The sequence below is a fragment of the Glaciimonas sp. GNP009 genome (assembly GCF_054343755.1).
Genome location: NZ_JBTGUV010000004.1, coordinates 1,225,775 through 1,243,164, shown reverse-complemented (window position 1 = coordinate 1,243,164; position 17,390 = coordinate 1,225,775). Strand labels below are relative to the sequence as shown.

The 17,390-nt window shown below is 51.1% G+C and carries 16 protein-coding genes and 1 tRNA gene; all 17 read right to left on the bottom strand.

Features of this window, described 5'->3' with window-relative positions:
• Positions 1-1,137 precede the first annotated feature (1,137 nt).
• The 17 genes from ACXX82_RS06485 to rho all read right to left on the bottom strand — a co-directional run bounded on the left by ACXX82_RS06485 (position 1,138) and on the right by rho (position 17,330).
• A complete protein-coding gene (locus tag ACXX82_RS06485) occupies positions 1,138-1,998 on the bottom strand; it encodes a baseplate hub protein (protein WP_458562635.1) in 861 nt (286 codons plus the stop codon).
• A gap of 119 nt (positions 1,999-2,117) precedes the next feature.
• Positions 2,118-2,516 (bottom strand): hypothetical protein, encoded by a 399-nt coding sequence (locus ACXX82_RS06480; protein ID WP_458562634.1) that lies wholly within the window; start codon positions 2,514-2,516, stop codon positions 2,118-2,120.
• A gap of 164 nt (positions 2,517-2,680) precedes the next feature.
• Entirely contained in the window at positions 2,681-5,344 is a 2,664-nt protein-coding gene (locus tag ACXX82_RS06475; protein ID WP_458562633.1) for a DUF927 domain-containing protein, read from the bottom strand.
• On the bottom strand, positions 5,341-5,532 hold the full coding sequence (locus ACXX82_RS06470) for a hypothetical protein (protein WP_458562632.1): 192 nt from the start codon (positions 5,530-5,532) through the stop codon (positions 5,341-5,343). Before ACXX82_RS06470 ends, ACXX82_RS06475 begins: the two co-directional genes overlap by 4 nt.
• Positions 5,533-5,707: 175 nt before the next feature.
• Positions 5,708-6,028 carry a hypothetical protein gene (locus ACXX82_RS06465; protein WP_458562631.1) on the bottom strand — a complete coding sequence of 107 codons (321 nt, stop codon included), beginning with the start codon at positions 6,026-6,028 and terminating at the stop codon, positions 5,708-5,710.
• A complete protein-coding gene (locus ACXX82_RS06460; RefSeq protein WP_458562630.1) occupies positions 6,028-6,246 on the bottom strand; it encodes a hypothetical protein in 219 nt (72 codons plus the stop codon). The genes ACXX82_RS06465 and ACXX82_RS06460 overlap by 1 nt, the downstream gene beginning before the upstream one ends.
• Entirely contained in the window at positions 6,243-6,443 is a 201-nt protein-coding gene (locus tag ACXX82_RS06455) for a hypothetical protein (protein WP_458562629.1), read from the bottom strand. The genes ACXX82_RS06460 and ACXX82_RS06455 overlap by 4 nt, the downstream gene beginning before the upstream one ends.
• Before the next feature lie 249 nt (positions 6,444-6,692).
• The gene (locus tag ACXX82_RS06450; RefSeq protein WP_458562628.1) at positions 6,693-6,983 is read right to left on the bottom strand and encodes a helix-turn-helix domain-containing protein; all 291 of its coding nucleotides are present in this window, start codon (positions 6,981-6,983) and stop codon (positions 6,693-6,695) included.
• Complete coding sequence (locus ACXX82_RS06445) at positions 6,980-7,669, bottom strand: Rha family transcriptional regulator (RefSeq protein ID WP_458562627.1); 690 nt, start codon at positions 7,667-7,669, stop codon at positions 6,980-6,982. The genes ACXX82_RS06450 and ACXX82_RS06445 overlap by 4 nt, the downstream gene beginning before the upstream one ends.
• Positions 7,670-8,118: 449 nt before the next feature.
• Positions 8,119-8,601: a hypothetical protein gene (locus ACXX82_RS06440; protein ID WP_458562626.1), complete on the bottom strand. Its 483-nt coding sequence runs from the start codon at positions 8,599-8,601 to the stop codon at positions 8,119-8,121.
• A 105-nt stretch (positions 8,602-8,706) separates the two neighbouring features.
• Positions 8,707-9,939 (bottom strand): tyrosine-type recombinase/integrase, encoded by a 1,233-nt coding sequence (locus ACXX82_RS06435; protein ID WP_458562625.1) that lies wholly within the window; start codon positions 9,937-9,939, stop codon positions 8,707-8,709.
• A gap of 162 nt (positions 9,940-10,101) precedes the next feature.
• Positions 10,102-10,186 (bottom strand) — tRNA-Leu (locus ACXX82_RS06430).
• Positions 10,187-10,304: 118 nt separating this feature from the next.
• Positions 10,305-11,702: an MATE family efflux transporter gene (locus ACXX82_RS06425; RefSeq protein ID WP_416348518.1), complete on the bottom strand. Its 1,398-nt coding sequence runs from the start codon at positions 11,700-11,702 to the stop codon at positions 10,305-10,307.
• A 51-nt stretch (positions 11,703-11,753) separates the two neighbouring features.
• Positions 11,754-13,523: an ArnT family glycosyltransferase gene (locus ACXX82_RS06420; protein WP_322240191.1), complete on the bottom strand. Its 1,770-nt coding sequence runs from the start codon at positions 13,521-13,523 to the stop codon at positions 11,754-11,756.
• Between the two features lie 283 nt (positions 13,524-13,806).
• Positions 13,807-14,076 carry a type B 50S ribosomal protein L31 gene (locus tag ACXX82_RS06415; protein WP_205319311.1) on the bottom strand — a complete coding sequence of 90 codons (270 nt, stop codon included), beginning with the start codon at positions 14,074-14,076 and terminating at the stop codon, positions 13,807-13,809.
• 244 nt (positions 14,077-14,320) lie between these two features.
• Positions 14,321-15,619: an MFS transporter gene (locus tag ACXX82_RS06410; RefSeq protein WP_458562624.1), complete on the bottom strand. Its 1,299-nt coding sequence runs from the start codon at positions 15,617-15,619 to the stop codon at positions 14,321-14,323.
• Positions 15,620-16,067: 448 nt separating this feature from the next.
• Positions 16,068-17,330 (bottom strand): transcription termination factor Rho, encoded by a 1,263-nt coding sequence (gene rho / locus ACXX82_RS06405; protein WP_205319314.1) that lies wholly within the window; start codon positions 17,328-17,330, stop codon positions 16,068-16,070.
• Between the last annotated feature and the right edge of the window lie 60 nt (positions 17,331-17,390).

Genomic DNA, 17,390 nt, shown 5'->3' with positions numbered 1-17,390 from the left:
TAAATGCTCAAATTGCCGATGAAACAATAATCGATTTTGCAATTGTTAACAATATTTGTTGCGTATTAACCTCAGATGTCGAAACGGATATAGCGAAGCCCAGTCCTGAAAAAACGATCGGCAAGTGCGGAACCATCAGCCATTTCAAATTTCCCGCTAAAAAGTTGCATTAATTATAAGTTATGACATCGTCTGATCTGCTTCGTCATTTACGGCGCAGGGCAATCAATGCGCACTTATTCGCTTAAAAATGCGCACTTACTCGGTTGCGAAACGCGGCGTTATCGTTGCGAAATAGTTCGGGGCATTGTCCGCTTTTACCTATGAAGATAGGGGTAAAAGACGTTGCGAAACTTACGGCTTTATGCGGCTTTATCTGCGCATTTACTGCGCGCTAATTGCGTCGGTAACTGCGGCGTTATTTCCCCCTCATACCGCGGTAACCAAGGTGGTAACCGGCTGTTTGGTAACCGCTGTTTCTGTGGAAACCCGGGTGGAAACCTTGGCTTTGGAAACCAGCAAGCGGCCTGTTTTCTGTGGCAACCTCCGTGGCAACCTAGCGTCTGGCAACCTATCCGCACCCCTGATTTCCGTGGCTACCAGACTGGCTACCTGCTGGTGGCTACCAGTCCCTAGCTATCCTCGGGTCTCGCCTGGCCGATGCGCGTCAACTCTGCAACCCGCTTATAAACTGCCACCTGAGCCGCCAAAGGAAGCGATTTAAACGCGCTCTGTGATTCCACCAGCATATTGGCAACGATTCGTATCTGCCGGTTCTGCGCGCTGCATTGCTTCCGGATGGCGGCCTCAGAGATACCGAACTCCCGGCCTAGTGCCCGACATGACTCGAAATTAAGCAAGCGCCAGGTTATTTCGTGCCACTGATCTGCGGTAAGTAATGAGGTGCGGCCCATGGTCTGCCCAATCTGACGGTCTGAGGTGTGGTGGTTGCTCCCGCGTGCGCGACGGCTTAGTATCTGTAACTCCAGAGCGGGACAACAGGTAATCCGTCGGGGGCGTATTAGTCGCTTAATGTTGACTAATACAGGGCGCCTCAGACAGAGGCACCCTAGCTGAGGTGCGAATTGGCTTACTTATTCGTGAATGAAATATTGGGTATCCCGCACGCCGTTTTGACTATTGGACATTGGGGACGCATTCAATTTGAGTAAACCATGATCCGCCGGCGCGCTCCGATTCCAGCGCGTGCGATACTTTAACCGTGGTCCATATTCCACACGCGGGTGCCAGCGAGCTTTGCACCTTCACCTGGCCGCCGAGTCGAATATCAGGATTGAGCAGCGTTACCAGCGTCAGACCGTTACTCGTGAACGATGGATAGCCGACCATCCCAGTATCCGGAGAGATAACAACCGGTGGGCCTGCCCGAAAGCCATTTTTTGGCCAGACTGCCAGTACACTGAGGTCCAGGGTGTAGCGGAAATCAGCGGCTTGCGCGCAGTCTTTGAGTTGCGTCAGTGCTGTGCCTGGGAAATAGGGGTTCGATAATTGCCCGGATACCCCGTTATTTTCAAGCGCAACGCCCATAGTCTTTGCAAGGCTACTGAGGATCGTCGTTACATCAGCCGCCCCCTGGTAACTGCTCGGGGCAACGGGTTTTACGGCTGCGTCGAGGCCGGCAAGGCCGACCAGGTTAAAGAAAATATCTGGCGCATCATGATAATCGCCCCATGCCTGGTCGATCGTACCAACGTAAAGCGTTTTCATGCCGGTAATATCGTCACCAGCAGTCAAGGTAATTTTATTTTGATCGCGCGTAGCGGTAGCAATTGGACCGACCACCGTCAACTGGTTCATCATTCCTTGCGTGAGACCATAGACACGCATCTGTAGAGCGCCCATCGATTCGCCGCCGGCATTAACGACGTCCGCGACAACGTGATGCCTCGACAGCGTGACGGAATTTGATCCGCTCGATCCAAAATTACCGGAGCCAAGTGTAATCGTGACATCGATACGTTTTTTTGCAATGCTCATAAATTGGTTGCCTCTTTATTTTCGTTAATCAATTTGATTACGTCTTATGGATCGAACCGGTATTGCCGCCCTGAACGTATCCTTGTGGTGGCAAATATCGGCAAGGCGTCAAATTTTCGTCATTGGGTCAACCTCTTGAATAAATCCATCACATCGATGTAAGCCGCTTCACATGCCGTCACCTGGCTGGATACGACAATGACGGCTGCTTTATGGATCGCCTCGTCAAAGCGCATTCCTTCGGTTTGCATAAAATGCCACGCCATATTGTTAACCCGGCAACCATCATCAGCCGGATGTCCGTTTTCAATGTCGATTAGAAACTGGTCGAATTGAAATTGCTTTAAAGCACTTAACGTAGATTCGCGGTGCATTTGTTGGTGATGCTGTTTTTGCGGTGTTCCAGGTGTTCCCGGTGTTCCGTACCCATCGGAACGGCCACCAGCTTGGCTCTTTGCGGAACACCAATCTAAAAGCACCGTTTTCTGCCGGTGTTCCCGGTGTTCCGCAAATGGCAAAATGGAACACCGGGAACACTGGCAATTTTCGGGTGTTCCGCTCCGGTGTTCCGCGCCGAGTGGCTCTGGTATTGGCTCTCCGAAGGGTGGAACACCTGGAACACCGGGAACACCGTTTTTTTGCATGTTCCAACAATTGGTCTGGAAAGCGTCGTTCCACATGATCAGGACTCCCACATTTTTGAGCTGAAAACATAGCAACGAGTTTTAGCCATGTCAGGCAAGCTCTTACTTTGTGTCGATTTACCCGAGCCGTCTTGTTTAAGCCACCCGGCTTCAACTAAGGTCTTAGTTACCGTTTTCATATCAAAGCCGGAACACACATCCCGCTTGTAGGCTTCGGTCAGAACAAAGTATTCCAGATGCCCATCGGTAGTAGTGCGGAACCCGGCCCGGTTGATCGTGACGCGCCCGGATGTATCCCTGGTATCGGAGAAACGTGATTCACCGTGGGACTCAAAGAAAGCCTTCACACTGGATAGGATGGTGTTCTTTTCCAGATTGCCACCACCGCCGCGTCCATCGAGCCACGACTTAAACAATAGTCCCGCCGCTGCGACGGCATCGCCTTGCTGCCAGCCGGTAATGCCTGCACCGGTCGCGTATTCCCCCGCAATGGCAATAATGGCAAATCGGCTACAGACGCGTTCCGCTTGGCCGCCCGCATCAGCGGGAAGATGGGCACCAACAAAGCTGCTCATCGCTTTTTTTAGCTCCACTGGGAAACTCTCCAAGTCGCCGGACAGATGCTCCAAGAAAGCAATGGCAGGGGTCCCGTAATAAGCGTTTGTCATCCCCTTGATGGCATCGGACAATTTGGCCCCGCCCTCATAGCCGTGCAACTCTTCAAATAGGCCATGCCCGATACCAGCGTCCGCGGCAATGTCGATCATGCGGACTTCTTGGCCCGCCTTCGTGACTTTGCCGCCATCCAGCATGTGCTGTGACAGGCCAATCTCGCCAGAACTAAGGATCATCAAGCGCCACGTTTTACGCTGCCTGGCTTCCCCTGTGCGACCGGCGCGGCCCTTGCCGGTACCGTTGCCGATCATATAAACAATGCTCCCAACTTCCTTAGGCTCAACCTCGGCCATCTCGTCCAAGATTAGCGCCGCATCGTTATGTAGGGCGCAGGTACCCTCCAAGGCGTTACCAGTTGCGCGCCAGCTTTGTTTAAATGAGGGACTTCCATACACCGAAGCGGCAACCAGTTGCGCTGTACTTTTACCGGTTGAACTACTGCCGACAAAGTGAACGCCACCGGAATCTTGTTCTGCAAGGCGCAAAATCATTCCGGCAAACGCAGCGGAAACCGCAAAGATCAAACGACTATTACCAATGCACAAGCGCGCCACATTATCGCGCCACTCATCGAGCGTGCCACTTTGGACGTACTGGCAAGGCGTTTTATTGTCCGACTGATACAGAACGATCTCGTTACTGTCGCCTATCGTCCGGTCAGGCATGACAAACACATTGTTGAACCACCCAGTTTGCTGCACGCACCGCGCCCGGTCCTTCGGATTGCTCTCGGTCAGATATTCGAGCAACTTGTTTCTGGCACCGAAGCCCGATCCGATTTCCAGCCCCAAACGGGATAACTCGCGCCGCACGTCTGCACCATCACCCGATAGCATTTCCATCGGAATGGCCCATTGATGTTGCACGCCGTCTGCGTCTTTGAACTCAATGACGCGGCCCCAGTTCTCGGACGACCTGTCCCGAATCATGGCCTTGACGTGCATTTGGGCACATACGCGGATCGATTTTCCTGTGTCCTCGTTCGCGTGATAAACGCCGGTATTAGAAATGGTGAATCCATACGGTAAACCGGTTTTTCTTTTCATCTCCTTTCTTGCGTCTGCCTTGGGTGCATCAGCCGGGGCGTCCACTGCAACGGCGTGGTCAATGATCGCTTGCACCGCTGCGTTGCCCTCTGCCTGGTGTAGGTCGTTAAAATCCGTGTGCGTTACGTCGTCGCCTTGAAACACCGGTACCGCCAGCGCGCCCGATACGGCTTGCGCTGCTTTGGTTGCCTTGGTGAGACCGACATTTTCCGTATCCTTGAAACGGTCGTTATCGGCACACACGATGATCTGGATGGTTGGTAGTTTGGCGTGCAACGTTTTCGCTACCGCTTCCAGATTGCCAGCATCGAACGCTACCGCTACCGGATGGCCCGTAACGGCGTGAAGGCTCGCACCAGTAGCGAATCCTTCACAGACAAGAAGCGTATCAACAGGGGTGCCGCCAAAGCTGTAATAACGACCGGCTTTCGTGCCACCGCTTTTAAACTTCTTGCCGCCGTCCGCATCAACGAATTGCAACGTGCTGATAACACCGTTGCCATCGCGGGCAGGAATAATCAAGGTCCGTTTATCCTTGAACTCTTTCAGACCGTAAGGCTTGATGCCCTTGCGCTGGCAGTAAGGGTTATCGTCCGTGGCCGGTCGTGCGCTATCCCAGATGGCCTGTGATTTTACTGCCGCATCTGCTGCCCGTTTGATGCGCTCTATCTCTGCCGCTGCCTTAGCTTCGGATAGTTGATTGGATAGTTCAGTGCGTTCAATGGGTGTCAGCGAGTCACGCGATTTACTGCACCACGTTTGCGTCTCGCCAGTTCTCCAATCCCCATACGCACCACCGAAAAAACCGGTCAGCGCATCGCCACCTTTGAACACATACCAGCCGCTGGTACCGCTTGGCTTTTCGTCCCTACCGGGGCAACGATGCATCAAACCGTCTGCAATGACTTCATCGGGTTGCAAGCCATCTGATTCAATCGCATTACGGAACTGGTCTATTGCAGTATCAATGGTGGCGTTCAATGGACGGCCTCCGTTCCATTTTCAGGCGTTGGAATACGAACGATGACGGCCTTGAACGTGCCGCCGCGCTGATCTGCAACGTCCTTCTGATTGATCTTGATAAAGCGCTTGGCTTCGGCACGTGTGGCAAAGGGAATCGATGCACCGCCAAAGGAAACTGCCCAACTTGCGGGTGAAAGAGTGGACATTATTTAACTCCTTTGTTGTGGCTAGCAATCGAGGCCAAACAAGCTTCCATCTCGCTCTTATTTCTAGCGGCGATGCGCGTACATAGCCTGACAATAGGCTCCTTTTGGACGTGATCCATTCTTCTAAATTGGTGTATGAGATCGGCCTCCATTTTCACGACTTTGATAGAGCGCATTATTTGCCCTCCTTACGCACGCGATTATTTTCAGACTGGATTTCCATCGATGCCATTTCAGCGAGTAGTGATGCAGAGGTGATCGCCATCCGCATCAAGTTCGCACGGTAATTGCAGTCGAACATCGGGGGACGCTCTGATTCGTCATCGAGCAAGCCCAGTTCGATTATTTCGAGAATAGTTACGATACCTTTTCCGATATCCAGTGCTGCGGTCTGTAACGGATGATAATGTTCGGGCTTGCCGTGATGCCAGGAGAAAGCCTTAAACGTTTCAGCAATGGCTTCGACTGGTACGGCTATGGTGGTGGTCTTAGTCATTATTGTGCGTCCTCCACTATGCTACGCGCCACACCGGTCAGGTCAGCCAGCAGATAAGCCGCATCACTGACGCCCTCATAAGTTAAATTGCCGTCTATGACTGACGCCGCAATCATCCGAGTGATGGCCTCCATACCGGATAACAAAATCAGCAAATTCGAGCCAACTTCAAAATGCTCTTTCAGAATTGCCGTGGTTGGTGTGGTGATGGTTTTCATGCTGCACCGCCAATAAGCGCCGATAGGTCGATGGAAACATCCGTGGCAAGCTCATGGCAATCAACCAAGGCATTCTTCTGACCATCGGAAGTAAGCGCATCGAACACAGACAGCAAGGCTGTCAAGGCGTTGGACTGACTCGTAAGACGTTGGATTATTTGTAAACGGGATTGGGTAGACGTGACGATATTAAGCATTGTGCTTCCTCTGTGTGCAGTGAAACTGCTTCTCGCGATCAAACGAGGTGGGCAGCAAATGATGAGGTTGATCGACTGGACACAAAAGAAACCAGCAAGCCCTAAGGCTTCCTCGCCACCGCCGCCCATTGAGGACACACGAAGACATACGCACGTAAAAAAACGGCATTGCGCCGTTTGTGCGCTTTTGTGTTGTCAGGCGATCAAACCCGGTTCCCTTTTTCTCAGGAACATAATTAGTGTACCTGATCATGTCGGCACCTGCAAAGATTTACTGTGTAAAACATATCGGCCAGCCGTGTGTAACGCTCCACACTCGGTTTCCAATGACTCCATCACTGTGGTGATGCGATGCCCAGCGGCTCGCAATTCCATGACGCGGGCCGGTGGACAATAGCTATCCAGATAACGCCGTGCCTCATCGGTCGTCACACTACCAAGCTGCTGCAACGCGGTCAGTAAGCGGATGCGTTGCGATTCGGACGATGTGCCAGGGTGCAGGCGCAAGATTGCGGCCAGCGTCTTGATGCGGGCGGTCATTGGGTAATCCTCGATTGTTTAGCGCGTAATGAATCTAGGTAAGCCGGTAACGTGGCTTTTCGCTCGTTATATGTGCGTCCTCGGGCTATCCATATGGCGTTAACTGCCTCGATCTTTTCCATGCAATCGAGATCCACTTTTTCCATCTGGTCACGGTCAACAGATTCAAAGCGCCCGAACATTACCCAGTTCACCAGCTTGGCCTCGTTGGCATAATGGAAGGCACTTGTATGCTTTCCGTCGTCTTCTCTAGTTTCCTGTAAAGCCATACTCATCATCTGGTAACCGGTCGATACCTTTTTCCGTGACTGTGACCAGTCGCCGGTCTGATTGGACATCTCGTCACGCATCGCTAGGAATGCATCAACAAGTCGAACCTGGCCGATGCGGGAGTTTCTGCCTCCGATAAACGGCATGGCGATCAGTGCACCGCGTTCGGTCAATTCGATCATTCGGCGCTTCTTTCCCTGCGCATCAGAGTAAAAGGCCTCCTTAGATTCAAGGTGGCTAACCGTGCCGTCTCCTTTCAAGTCATCCAGATGTTGCAAGACATTATCGTGCCGACGTCCGAACTCTCGGGCGATTACCAGCGAGTCAGTAACTGGCTTTCCTTGATACAGATGCACGATTGTGGCCTGAGCTGACGCACTCACCATTGCCGGAACCCTGGCGATACGGGCGGCCATTATTTAACCTCCGCACGATAGTTGAGAACGTCAGCAAACCACCGATGAAGCTCCCGGTTACTGTAAACCGTACATCTGAGAGACAGTTTGACTGCTTGCGGTGCCTTGCCAGCTTTCATCAGTTGCCGGTACTTTTCCCTGCACACCGGGGAGAACTGGGCTATCTGGTTCCAGCGGCTCATGCCATCGAGCGGGAGAGATGGGGGCAGGGTATCTGCCGGTGGTACGGGTGGAACTGTGCGAGTTGCCATTGTTTGCCTAACCTTTGCTCGTTATCGCCAAGTAGCGAATAGAACAAAGCTTAGGGGGCGGGATGGGTGCCTGAATAGCTAGGTAGGTTAAGAAAACTTACCCACCTATTGCCGATAACAGGTGGGTAGGTTACTGGCCTAATGGGTGGGTAGGTTAGCTCTCACCCAATGCCAGAGCGGCTCTAATGGGTGGGTAGGTTACCCCGGGGTCTTTGGTGCACCGCCTTTTTTATTCCAGTTGCAAACAAGTGCAATGCGATCTTTTGCTGATGTTGTTAGGTGTGGATAGGTTGCGTTTAACCAATCCGTTATCTGTTCCTTCGGTTGTTTACTGCTTTCTTGGTGGCGAACTGCGCGCCAAGCTTGTGTCGCTATATCTAATTCTTCAGGGTATTGGCGATCATTCTTCTTAAATGCGTCGTCTTGCATATCGTCAATTATTTTAGGTTTATCAATATTTTTTGCGGAAGCAATTTCATCTTCTCGGGCGCTCTTATAAAGAGACGTCTTCCAGCAGGCTCCGCCAATCAGGCCAGCAAGATACATTACTCCTGCAGACAAATAAAAAACAGCTTGCCTTGGGTTGCCATGATTCATCGCTTCGCGTATGTGGGGTAAAAATATAGAGCCTATACCAATTATTGCCACTGCTAGGCACAGTGAAGTGAATGAATATTTCAATTTCCCCCCTTTCCCCTTTTCCAAACTCGGAAGCCATGCCAGCAGATATAAGGGGTAACTATCTGTTTTCCCGCCGTCGCGGTAGGCATGGCGAAACTGGTGACGCTATGCGGCCTTGAATGGGATTACGTTATCGCTGTCTCTCAGGCCGCCCAGATAGTCAGACCATCGCTGCATCATTTTTCTACGCGCCGGCAGGTGGGCGGTACGATTGTAGGCGCGGCCATTCGGGTCTTTCACGGCGTGCGCAAGCTGGTGTTCGATCAGGTCAACGCGTTCGCCCATGACTTCATCCATGATGGTGCGTGCCATTGCCCGGAAGCCGTGGGCGGTCATCACTTCTTTGCTGTACCCCATGCTGCGCAGTGCTGCGGTGATGGTGTTTTCACTCATGCACCTGGCACCGGTGCGGATACTTGGAAAAACGAATTTACTCCCGCCTGTCATTAAATGAACGCCGCGCAATATCTCCACGGCCTGCACGGATAACGGCACCAGGTGATCTACTTTCATTTTCATTTTGCTGGCAGGGATACGCCATTCTGCTGCGTCCAGGTCGATCTCGACCCATTCGGCTGATCTCAGTTCACCAGGGCGCACGAACAAAAGCGGGGAAAGTTTCAGGGCAGCAACGGCATAAGGGTGGCCGGTGTAAGTGTGAATCGAACGCATCAGTTCACCCGCTTGCTGCGGTTCAGTGATCGCCGCATAGTGAATCTGGGGCGCAACCGACAATGCACCTTTCAAGTCTATGGTTACGTCACGATCTGTCAGACCACTTGCCACGGCATGGCGCAATATTTGACCGCATAGTCGCCTGACGCTGTGTGCGGAATCTATCGCACCTCGCGCTTCCATCTTTTGGATGGTGCTCAATACATCGATCGGTTTGATTGCCGATACCGGCATATCGCCAATGAAAGGAAATACGTCCTTTTTCAGCCAGTTCGTTACCTTGTCTTGCGTTGTTTCAGCTCGGGTGGCAGCAGTTTTTCCCAGCCATGCCCATGCCACGCGCTCAAAAGTATTGATCGTCGCCGCTGCTATGGCCTGTTTATCGTCACGTTTGAGTTGTGCCGGGTCTGTACCAGCGGCTCGCTGCTCTCTTGCAAGATCGCGTTTCTTGCGGGCGTTCGTCAGTGATACGGCTGGATATGTACCAAAGGTCAGCCGGGTATTTTTCCCATTAGGCTGACGATATGCCATGCGCCATGTCTTCGATCCGGTTGGTGCAATTTCCAAATACATGCTGCTGCCATCAGCAAGCGTATAGGTCTTGTCTCTGGCTTTGGCATTTCTTACCTGTATGTCGGTAAGCGGCACGGAAAGTTTAGGCATTTTGTATCCATAGGTTTTTTGCGTAATCCATGGATATAAGGATGGATGTAAAAAACGTGGGTGTCAATGGGCAACGATGGGCGCAATAGGCAACAAAAAACCCCTAAGTGTTTGATTTCTTAGGGGCTTATTGTCAAACTTAGCCAACGTTTGTAATACTTCTGGTGCCGAGAGCCGGAATCGAACCGGCACGCCTTACAGCGCGGGATTTTGAGTCCCGTGCGTCTACCTATTCCGCCATCTCGGCAACGCGTGCAGTATTATGACTTATTTGGTGCGTCAGATCAATAGCTTTGAGCAATCAAATAGGTTTTTTATCGGATAAATGATTAACGCGATATTTTTCGCCATTTTGCTGCGTGAAATTAAAGCCGTTGCTGTTTGGCACGGCGCTGCACTGTGTGTAAATAAAACAGCAGGCTTACGGCGACCAAGGCAATGCTTGCGCTGTTTCCCATCCAGAATCCCGATGCGCCATGCAAGGCGGGAGGACTTATGCCGAACGGATTCAGGCCCAAAATGTAGCCGGATACCAAGCCAACTCCCCACAGCGAAAACGCGTAAATAATCGTCGGAATAATGGCGACTTTATAGGCGCGTAAAACAAAAGCGGTACTGCACTGTATCGCATCGAATAATTGATAGAAGCCAATGAATATAAATAGCGGCATGGCGGCTGCGATGATGGTTTCGTTGGGTGTGTAGGCGCGAATAATTGTCTCGCGTAGCAACCAGATGATGAGGCCCAGACTTGCCGAACAGAGCGCTGCCAGACGAATCCCGGAATAGCCTATCCGTTGCGCGTGATCGAGCTCCTTTGCGCCGATCGCTTGTGCTACCAGGATTCCTGTAGCAATTGCAATGGATAACGGCAGCATGTAAAGCACCGTGGCGAAGTTGGCAGTGATTTGATGTCCTGCGATCGCGGTCTCTCCCAGTCTTGCGATAAAAATCGCCATGAAGGTAAACGCTGTCACTTCAATGAAATAGCTCAAGCCGGTCGGGATGCCTAGTTTTAATAAGGCACGTTGTGCACGCCAGTGTGGTTTGACAAAACCGCTGTGGAACAGAGCAAATGGTGTGTAAAAACTATTGTGGCGCAGGATCATCCAGCCAATCAATAGCATCAGCCATGCAATGAGAGTCGTAGCAATGGCGCAGCCCGGGCCGCCGAGTGCAGGAATGCCAAAACCACCGAATATGAACAACGCGTTCAGAGGAAATTTTAGTAGGACCCCGATGAGTTTGATTGCCATCACCATCTTGGGTCTGGCAACGGCAGTGTTGAGCGCTGAATAGACATTAAAGCCGAGTGTTGCAGGTAGCGCTAACGCAAGAATTTGTAGATATAGCGTGGCTTTTTCACTGAGCAAAGGTGACGCATGGGCGATTGATAAAAAAGGCTGTGGAAATAGTAGTACGACGCAGCCGAGCAACGACAAGAAGAGGGCGAGCCATGTACCTTGTTTGACTTGATAGCCGATTTCCGCCATCCGTTGTCCACCATATAACTGACCGATAATGGGTGAAAGTGCTTGCAGAACGCCGCTTAGACCGACGAATACACTGACATAGATCGCGCCACCCAACGCCAGGGCGGCGAGATCAGTCGCGGAATATCGTGATGTCATGGCGGTGTCGATGACGCCGTTCAATACAATCGCCAATTGCCCGATGAGGATGGGCCACGCCAGCTTGGCGATGCGGACTGTGTTAGAGCGGCCGAGACGCGTTTTAGCTTGATGAAGGAATGAAAGTGTAATGTTCTGCTCGTTGGTTAATAGTATGTTCGGCTAATGGTAGGGGGCGGCTGCTTAGTTACCAACGCGTTGATATAAGCGGAAACGTTCATCACGATCCGATGGGCGTCGTCCGGTCCAAAGTAATTTCCAGCGACCGCCAAAGGCGCGTTTAATGGCGGCATCGTCGGATTTGGTTCTGTTGTTATCTTGATAAAGCAAATAGTCGCAGCGCTCCTGGCTTAAAGCGGAAAAAGGGACGCTACCAAAATAGGCAAACGAGGCGCGTTGCGCCGGACCCACATTGGTATCGACACATTGTTTGACCGTTGGTAAATGCGTGTTGATTTGCTCAGCGACACCGGCATAACTTTTGCCGTAGTTGATCCACGGTAGCCATAGTGTCATCAGTAATAACCAGCATAATACGACGCCGCCGGATGACAATACTACGGCGCGCCAGAGTACCGCCGGTCGTCTTGAAAGACGCCAGTTAACCAACAGAATCCAACAGATTGAGCCGAGAGCGGCAATGACGACGGCGGTCAGATTAAAGCCGGGTTTGAATCCTGGAGCCAGCTTGTAAGCATTTTTGGCAATTTGTGCGGGCCAACCGGTTTCTTTAGCAATCCATCCGATCCAGATGAACGCGGCGCAGGTGCTGAGTGTCATCACGGAGAACCAGTCAACCGCATTAATGGCACCACGCTTCATGGTCGGCAAGCCAAACGCTGCCAGAATTACGAGCGCTGGTAACAGTGGCAACAACACGCCTTCATCAGGCCGTGGCATCAGCAACATCATGACGCTCAGACTGATAAAGAATGCGAGGGGTAGCGCGATATGGAGCGCTTTGCGTTGTTGACGCCAGGCGTAGACAGCCCAGCCAGCGAACGGCCACGCGGGCCATGCGAACCAAATGCCATATTTGAAGTAATAGGCGAAAGCGTGTAACGACGGCCAGCCGAATTGCTGCAGATTTTGTTCTTGCCATAAGGCGTAATTATTACCTTCGGGGAGGTAATAATATCCAGCGACGAACCATGCGCCACTAATCGCGATAGCGACCGGTAAAGTGACGCATAGCAGGTGTATGGCGATAGATTTTTGACGTAACAGAGCAAGGCCGATTAAGCCTGCAAGGATAGCAACCGGGACACCCCAACCACGGGTCAACGTCAGTAGACCAAGTGCTATGCCGAGTAATGCTGCGCTATGGAGTGCTAAGGAATTCGGATTTTCGGTGTTGGATGGTTTTGTACTTGATCCGGTGGCAGGCGCATCGAACAAACGGACAGCGAGATAGATGGCATAGGCAACCAGCGACATCTGCAGGCTTTTTGCGGTCGTTTCGTGGCTGTGTAATAGCAGCCCCAAACATCCCAGATAAATGAGGAACGCGCCATCCGCGAGCGTGCGACCAAAGTCCCTTGGCTCGGGTTGGCCGCCAAATGCCAGTCGAAGCGGCTGCGCTTCACTGCGGCGTCCTAGCAAGTACGTGGCATGCCAAACAGATAGTGAGCCAATTAAAAAGAAAATAATCGTGGACAGCCGGGCTGCCAATGGATCGCCTAATAACCAGCCGAATAATTTGATGCAGATGGCACCAATCCAAAAGGTTAACGGGCTTTCTCCTGGCATAGGTAAACCCGCGATTTGTGGTGCCAGCCACGTATTGAAGCTGCCGTGCGCCATGGTCCACATGATCCCAAAGCTCGATGCATCCTCATTTTTCCACGGGTCGCGACCAAACAAGCCGGGCAATATATAGAGTAGACCAAGCGCCCATAATCCCCAGCGTGGCAATGCGCTGGTGGCAGAAGCGGGAAGGCGGACTGGCTTCATCACGATATGGCTTTATGAGAATAGTAAGTTGGGGGAGTATTGTGCCGCAAAAACGGCATAGGGCACAGCGTATCGGGTAGAAAGTCTTTGGCAATTATAGCGATTCGCTGGTTGCGTGAGACATCACTTACTATCGCTTACGTTTTGCCAGTATCAGTTGACTTCAACTAGCCTTGCCAGACATCACTTGCAAGTGGCAATGCATTGGATGAGGAATGCGTTGCTGAAATTAAAAAAGGCAGCCATAGCTGCCTTTTTGAAACATCGACTACGCTGATAGGAATTAACCTGCAGCGACGGATGTTTTCGAACCAACAGTACCGAATTTCTTACGGAATTTGTCGACACGACCAGCTGTATCAACGATTTTATGTTGACCAGTGTAGAACGGGTGCGATTCCGAAGAAACTTCAATCTTCACTAGAGGATAGTCTTTACCTTCGAAGTTTGCTGTTTCGCGTGTTTGAATAGTCGAACGTGTGACGAATTTAAAATCGCAAGACATGTCTTGGAATAAAACTTCACGATAATTTGGGTGAATGCCGTCTTTCATAATTGCCTCTAAAAATTCGGTAGCCAATCGTCACTTCGTCGGTCGCCATGCTTCTTGACCCGATTGTCGATCACTTGCCAAGGTGGAAAACACGCGATTATACAGTAAAACGACATGTATTCTGTGGATTCAGTCATGAGGAGCGAATTCATAGGCTGACCGGCAACAAATTGCGGTCAGCCCCGAGTGCTACCTTCTTTTTATCTTGCAAGATTAACGAAGCGCCTTGTTAGCGCCTGTCGACTCAGGCTGATGCTTTTACTGCCGATGTGCGTTGGTTGCCACTTTTTCGATACAGTACCAGTGTTGCGATCAGACCACAGATGGCGGCAAAGCTCATCCACAGACCCGGCGCAGCTTTGTTACCGGTCATTTGAATCAAGCCAGTCGCAATCGCTGGTGTAAAACCACCAAAAATGGCAGTTGCAAGGCTATACGCCAGAGAAAAACCAACAGTACGGACATCCACCGGCATGACTTCGGTCAGTGCTACGACCATCGCACCATTGTAACTTGCATATAAAAATGACAACCATAACTCAACAATCAGCATCCGCTCAAAACTCGGTGCTGCGACAAGCCAGGATAAGGTTGGATAGGCGGTGAGGATGGTAAGGACCGTAAATACCAGCAGTAAAGGACGGCGACCTATGCGATCAGATAATGCGCCCATTATCGGGAGCCAGATAAAGTTGGAGATACCGACGCAAAAGGTGACAACCAACGCGTCTGTGGTGCTGAGTTTCAACACCGATTTACCGAATGTCGGTGTGTAGACGGTGATGAGGTAGAACGAGACGGTTGTCATCGATACCAGCATCATGCCAGCCACCACAAGACCCCAGTTATCGACCATCGAGCGCAAAATCTCGCGCATGTTCGGTTTCGTCTTACGGGCCAAAAATTCTTCTGTTTCCTGCAGCGAGCGGCGTATGACAAACAATACAGGCACGATCATGCAACCGATAAAGAATGGGATGCGCCAGCCCCAGTCAGCGATTTGAGCGGGCTGAAGCCAGACCTGAAGGCCATAACCGAGGGCTGCAGCGAAAATGATCGCGACTTGTTGGCTTGCCGATTGCCAACTAACATAAAATCCCTTGCGACCGGGAGTTGCCATTTCGGACAGGTAGACAGAAACGCCGCCAAGTTCAACACCAGCAGAAAAGCCCTGGAGAAGGCGACCGACTAACACCAGAAATGGAGCCAGATAGCCGATGGTGGCGTAGCCAGGAACAAAGGCGATCAGCATGGTGCCGATTGCCATGAGTGCGAGGGTAACGATCAACCCTTTGCGTCGGCCAATGCGGTCAACGTATGCACCCAGAATGATTGCTCCTAAAGGACGCATCAAAAATCCTGCGCCAAAGGTCATAAAAGTCAGCATCAGTGATGCAAATTCATCACTCGCAGGAAAAAAGGTCTTTGCGATGTACGTTGCGTAGAACCCAAAGAGGAAAAAATCGAACATTTCCATGAAGTTACCGCTGGTAACGCGCAGGACGGTAGCGACTTTTGATGGGCTGGACTTGGTGATTGTCATGTTTTTTCCGCCAGAAAATTAAAGTTGAAGATTAGTATTGTTGTTTTACTTAGCCGTTGGGAATACCGAGGCCAAGAGGTGAGTTTTCGATCTTCAAATGAGGATATTGTTTAACGAGTAATGCGAGGATGGCATTCTTGAACTTCTTAAGGTCTCTTGCTGTTGGTTATTTGTTAATTAAAACTGCGTGTTTGCACGTTCCATAATTCTGTTCTCATCGGTCGATTATGTCTACAGGCAATAGAAAAAATTGCTTGGGTTTAAGAGTTTTTTAGCCGCTCTTCATGGCCTCAGGCCGATTTGGTAAAATGTTGGTTAGCAGATTGCAGTTACAAAAAAGGGTCCGGCAAGCTTTCGCATGTCAGACCCTTTACACATTTTGCTTCAATTGTTTCGATTTGAGCTTATTGTCATCAGTTATGACGAAGGCCCAAATTGATCCAATTGATTAGTTACCGCGTCGCATCATGTCGAAGAATTCCAGATTGGTCTTCGTTGATTTGATTTTGTCGAGGATGAATTCCATCGCTTCGATTTCATCCATGCTATACAGCAACTTGCGCAATACCCAGATTTTTTGCAGCTGATCTGGCTTGATTAGCAATTCTTCACGGCGGGTGCCGGATTTGTTCAGATTAATCGACGGATAAACGCGTTTTTCTGCAAGGCGACGCTCAAGGTGGACCTCCATGTTACCGGTACCTTTGAACTCTTCGTAAATCACGTCATCCATGCGGCTACCGGTTTCGATAAGCGCCGTTGCGATGATGGTCAGCGAGCCGCCTTCTTCGATGTTACGGGCCGCGCCAAAGAAACGTTTTGGACGTTGTAGTGCATTTGCATCAACACCACCGGTCAATACCTTGCCGGAAGCAGGGATCACGGTATTGTAAGCACGGGCCAGACGGGTGATCGAATCCAGCAGAATCACAACGTCTTTTTTCATCTCAACGAGGCGCTTGGCTTTTTCAAGCACCATTTCAGCAACCTGAACGTGGCGAGTTGCGGGTTCATCGAAAGTCGACGCGACGACTTCACCGCGCACTGAGCGCTGCATTTCGGTCACTTCTTCAGGACGCTCGTCGATCAGCAAGACGATCATCACAGTGTCGGGATGGTTGGTCGTAATCGCATGCGCAATGTGTTGCAGCATGACCGATTTACCGGATTTTGGCGATGCCACCAACAAACCGCGTTGGCCTTTACCGATAGGCGCGATCATATCGATGATGCGACCCGTAATGTTTTCTTCACCGCGCATATCGCGCTCTAGCGGAAGTGGCTTGTTCGGATGCAGTGGCGTCAGGTTTTCAAACAGAATGCGGTGTTTGGACGCTTCTGGTGATTCGCCGTTGACCTTGTCAACTTTGACCAGTGCGAAATAGCGTTCGCCATCTTTCGGTGTGCGGACCTCGCCTTCAATCGAATCGCCGGTGTGTAAATTGAAACGGCGGATTTGTGAGGGCGAGATATAAATGTCGTCAGTGGACGCCATGTAACTGGCGTCGGGCGAGCGCAGAAAGCCAAAGCCATCAGGCAGGACTTCAAGCGCGCCATCGCCAAAAATTTGTTCTCCTGATTTCGCGCGTTTTTTCAAAATGGCGAACATCAGTTCTTGTTTGCGCAAGCGCGCGGCGTTATCAATGTCTAGGCCAATTGCCATTTCTAGCAGTGCTGAGACGTGTAGCGCCTTTAATTCGGATAAATGCATAGTATATGAGTATCCCGGGGTGGGAATTGTCTGGTGGGGGAGGGGACTTCGTGGTGTGAG

Bases quoted from the DNA above. Each gene is read 5' to 3' on its own strand.
- ACXX82_RS06485 (WP_458562635.1), bottom strand. From the start codon at position 1,998: ATGAGCATTGCAAAAAAACGTATCGATGTCACGATTACACTTGGCTCC.
- ACXX82_RS06470 (WP_458562632.1), bottom strand. From the start codon at position 5,532: ATGTCCACTCTTTCACCCGCAAGTTGGGCAGTTTCCTTTGGCGGTGCA.
- ACXX82_RS06465 (WP_458562631.1), bottom strand. From the start codon at position 6,028: ATGACTAAGACCACCACCATAGCCGTACCAGTCGAAGCCATTGCTGAA.
- ACXX82_RS06460 (WP_458562630.1), bottom strand. From the start codon at position 6,246: ATGAAAACCATCACCACACCAACCACGGCAATTCTGAAAGAGCATTTT.
- ACXX82_RS06455 (WP_458562629.1), bottom strand. From the start codon at position 6,443: ATGCTTAATATCGTCACGTCTACCCAATCCCGTTTACAAATAATCCAA.
- ACXX82_RS06450 (WP_458562628.1), bottom strand. From the start codon at position 6,983: ATGACCGCCCGCATCAAGACGCTGGCCGCAATCTTGCGCCTGCACCCT.
- ACXX82_RS06445 (WP_458562627.1), bottom strand. From the start codon at position 7,669: ATGGCCGCCCGTATCGCCAGGGTTCCGGCAATGGTGAGTGCGTCAGCT.
- ACXX82_RS06435 (WP_458562625.1), bottom strand. From the start codon at position 9,939: ATGCCTAAACTTTCCGTGCCGCTTACCGACATACAGGTAAGAAATGCC.
- ACXX82_RS06420 (WP_322240191.1), bottom strand. From the start codon at position 13,523: ATGAAGCCAGTCCGCCTTCCCGCTTCTGCCACCAGCGCATTGCCACGC.
- ACXX82_RS06415 (WP_205319311.1), bottom strand. From the start codon at position 14,076: ATGAAAGACGGCATTCACCCAAATTATCGTGAAGTTTTATTCCAAGAC.
- ACXX82_RS06410 (WP_458562624.1), bottom strand. From the start codon at position 15,619: ATGACAATCACCAAGTCCAGCCCATCAAAAGTCGCTACCGTCCTGCGC.
- rho (WP_205319314.1), bottom strand. From the start codon at position 17,330: ATGCATTTATCCGAATTAAAGGCGCTACACGTCTCAGCACTGCTAGAA.